The sequence below is a fragment of the Rhodococcus sp. P14 genome, from assembly GCF_000256505.1.
In the GTDB taxonomy this organism is placed as follows: domain Bacteria; phylum Actinomycetota; class Actinomycetes; order Mycobacteriales; family Mycobacteriaceae; genus Rhodococcus; species Rhodococcus ruber.
This window is the reverse complement of sequence record NZ_AJFC01000129.1, coordinates 1-3,165: the sequence shown is the minus strand read 5'-3', so window position 1 is coordinate 3,165 and position 3,165 is coordinate 1. Positions and strand designations below refer to the sequence as shown.

At 69.6% G+C, this 3,165-nt stretch carries 3 protein-coding genes; 1 reads left to right on the top strand and 2 read right to left on the bottom strand.

Annotation, left to right across the window (positions count from 1 at the left end; all coding sequences use genetic code 11):
• Positions 1-336: 336 nt before the first annotated feature.
• Together OEY_RS0109805 and OEY_RS0109800 are read right to left on the bottom strand one after the other, a co-directional pair.
• On the bottom strand, positions 337-849 hold the full coding sequence (locus tag OEY_RS0109805; protein WP_010593711.1) for an OsmC family protein: 513 nt from the start codon (positions 847-849) through the stop codon (positions 337-339).
• 174 nt (positions 850-1,023) lie between these two features.
• On the bottom strand, positions 1,024-2,136 hold the full coding sequence (locus OEY_RS0109800) for a carboxylate-amine ligase (protein WP_010593710.1): 1,113 nt from the start codon (positions 2,134-2,136) through the stop codon (positions 1,024-1,026).
• A gap of 260 nt (positions 2,137-2,396) precedes the next feature.
• On the opposite strand from OEY_RS0109800, the gene OEY_RS0109795 reads away from it, so the two are divergent.
• Positions 2,397-3,165: DUF5996 family protein (locus OEY_RS0109795; protein WP_237713742.1), on the top strand; the 769-nt coding region annotated here is incomplete at its 3' end.

The following is a 3,165-nucleotide window of genomic DNA, read 5'->3' as shown; positions in this document are numbered from 1 at the left end:
CGTGGATCTGCTTGGTCTCGAAGCTCCAGGAGGCTGCGGGATCGATGGGGATTTCGCTCATGGGGTTGCTGCTCCGTTGTTCGGTCGACGATCGTCTCGGGGTGACGTGACGGTTCCCGCCCGGGACGAGACACGGGGACGCCACGTCGATGCACACTCGGGATGCCCGGTACGGGCGAGGATCGGGTGCGGCCGGTCAGACGGCCGGACACCCGCACATACACATGCGCACGGCGTGGCAGCGGGCGGAGGGCCCCGGCATTGCCTGAATTCGTGTCCGGCTCACGCGCCCGACACTATCTGCTCCGCGGGACGCCGACCAGTGCGCCCCGAAATTCACGCGATCTCGACCACGGTTCGCACCGGGGTCGGGTTGCGCGTCAGATCGAGGACGGGGCAGTGGGCGTCCACCGCTTCCTGCAGTTCGAGGTAGCGTTCGCGCGGCTCCGGTCCCGACAGCGTAACGGCGACCCGCACCTCCCCGAATCCGGGGCGGACGTCGCCGAAGCCGAAGAACCCGCGCACGTCCAGATCGCCTTCGGCGCGCGCCGAGATGTCGTCGACGCGGATCCCGAGCTGCTCTGCCCAGACGCGGTAGGTCACCACCTGGCAGGACAGCAGCGAGGCGAGGTAGTACTCGACGGGGTTCGGCGCGGTGTTCTCCCCGCCGAGAGCCGGCGGTTCGTCGACCTCGACGCTGAACCTGCCGAGGGCGACGGTGCTGGCGACGGCGTCGTGCCCGTGCGCTTCGGCGCGGAAGACGGCGTGAGCCCGGGTGGGGTCGCCGGCGATCGCCTCACGATTCGTGTCGACGACGGCGCGCAGGTGGGTGGACGGAGCAGTGGTCATGAATGTGCTTCCTCGACAGTCGGTTCGGGGGAGAGACGGGCCTACGGGCACGGACACGTGGACGTCGCCGTGCGGGCGAAGTCGATGTGGCGGCGACGGGTCAGCAGGAGCACGGCGCAGACCGTAACCAATTCCCGACCGGAAAGCTAGGGATAGGTGCGTGTGTTCCGCGGCTCAGTGGGTGCACCCGGCGGACGTCAGTTCGGCCAGCCGGGCGATCACGTCCTGGGCGGTGCCGCCGGCGGCGAACACCCGTCGCTGCCGGACGGCCCCGTTTCCGCATCCGAGCACGGCGTGCAGACCCTCACGCGCCTGCTGGTAGCTGCCGAGATCCTCGAGGGCCGGCCGGACGTGCTCGATCATCGCCCTGAGCAGGTGCGCGGCCGGGCGGCGGGCGGTCGAGGGCAGGTCGATGCCGTCGCCGGGCAGGCCGTCGCGCGCCGCGCGCCAGTACGCGGCCCGCAGTACTTCGGAGGAGAAGGCCACGGCGGTGCGGCCCGCTTCGAGATCGCGCAGAGCCGTGAGCACCAGAGCGCGAACGAGGACGGCGACGAGGACCGTCTCGGCGACGGTCACGGGGACGTCGCACACCCGCACCTCGACGGTGGGGAAATTGGTCGACGGACGGACGTCCCAGTAGACCATCGCCTTGTCGAGGATGCTGCCGCACTCCAGCATGGCCGCGACGGTGCTGTCGTACTCCTCCACCGACGAGAAGTACGGTGGTGGACCGGCGCTCGGCCAGCGCGACCACAGGATCGAGCGCCAGCTCGCGTACCCGGTGTCGACTCCCCGGTGGATCGGGGAGTTCGCCGACAACGACAGCAAGGTGGGCAGCCACGGCCGGAGGTGATTGCTCACCTGCACGGCGGTCGCCCGGTCCGGCACGGCCACGTGCACGTGACAGCCGCAGATGCCCTGTTCGCGGGCCAGCATGCCGAAGTGCCGTTCCATCCGCAGGTACCGCGGCTTCTCCGTGACCGGAAGCTCCCGGGACCCGACGACCGGGACACCCACCGCCACCAGCCGGGAACCGCAACGGCGGGCGGCCTCGGCGACGAGGGATCGCCGGGTGGACAGGTCGGTGTACAGCTCGTGGGCGTCGTGGCAGACCCCTGACGCCGTTTCGACCTGGCACCGGTCCAGTTCGTACTGCAGTTCCACCCCGAGGGCGCGGGCCTGCTCGACGACGTCGGAGTTGTTGACGGCGGGTTCTCCGGTTTCCGCGTCGACGAGGAGGAATTCCTCTTCGACCCCCACCGTGGGGAGGTCGGACGATGTGGCCATGGTGCCCCCGGCGGGAGTCGCGGTTCGTACCTGAATTCTGCGCCGCCGCCGACGGCGGCGCAGCACTTGTCCGGATACGCGTTCCCGGAGCGGGTGCGCCGGCGACGGGATTCCGTCGAGGAGGCCCGGCGGACGGCCCGGCCGAGTAGGGTCGTTTCCCGAACCGGGGAGGCGTGGTGAACGAATCGGCATCGGTTCCGGGCGAGGCGTGGCCGCGATTGCGCACGGCCGACTGGGCCGCGACTCGGGACACCCTGCACATGTGGTTGCAGATCGTCGGCAAGATCCGGCTGGCTCACGCGCCGATGGTCAACCACTGGTGGCAGGCGACGCTGTACGTCACGCCTCGCGGGCTGGGGACCTCGTCGATTCCTTACCGGCACAACGTATTCGACATCGAGTTCGACCTCTGCGAGCACATCCTGCGCATCCGCTCGAGCGACGGTGGCAGCGGCTGCGTCCCGCTCGCTGCGCAGTCGGTGGCGGATTTTCACGGACGCGTTCTCGGCACCCTGGACGAGTTGGGCATCGCCACCCGGATCCAGGGCACCCCGAACGAGGTGGATCCGGCGATTCCGTTCGTGCAGGACCACGAGCACAACACGTACGACCCCGACGCGGCCCACCTCTTCTGGCGGCAACTGCTCGAGGCCGATCGCGTCCTGCACGAGTTCCGAGGGGACTTCCTCGGCAAGGTCAGTCCGGTGCACTTCTTCTGGGGCGCGATGGATCTCGCCTGCACGCGCTTCTCCGGGCGCACCGCGCCACCGCACCCCGGAGGCATCCCCAACTGCGCCGACTGGGTGATGACCGAGGCCTATTCGCACGAGCTCAGCAGCTGCGGATTCTGGCCCGGGGGCGCGGACGAAGGCGCCTTCTATTCCTACGCCTATCCGGCGCCGGAGGGTTTCGCCGAGTATCCGGTGCACCCGGACGCCGCGTACTACTCCACCGAACTGGGCGAGTTCCTGCTGCCGTACGAGGCGGTGCGGACCGCGGCCGACCCCGACGCGGAACTACTGCGGTTCC

What these genes read in the sequence shown, in the direction of transcription:
- OEY_RS0109805 (WP_010593711.1), bottom strand. Translation starts at nt 849, where the DNA reads ATGACCACTGCTCCGTCCACCCACCTGCGCGCCGTCGTCGACACGAAT.
- OEY_RS0109800 (WP_010593710.1), bottom strand. Translation starts at nt 2,136, where the DNA reads ATGGCCACATCGTCCGACCTCCCCACGGTGGGGGTCGAAGAGGAATTC.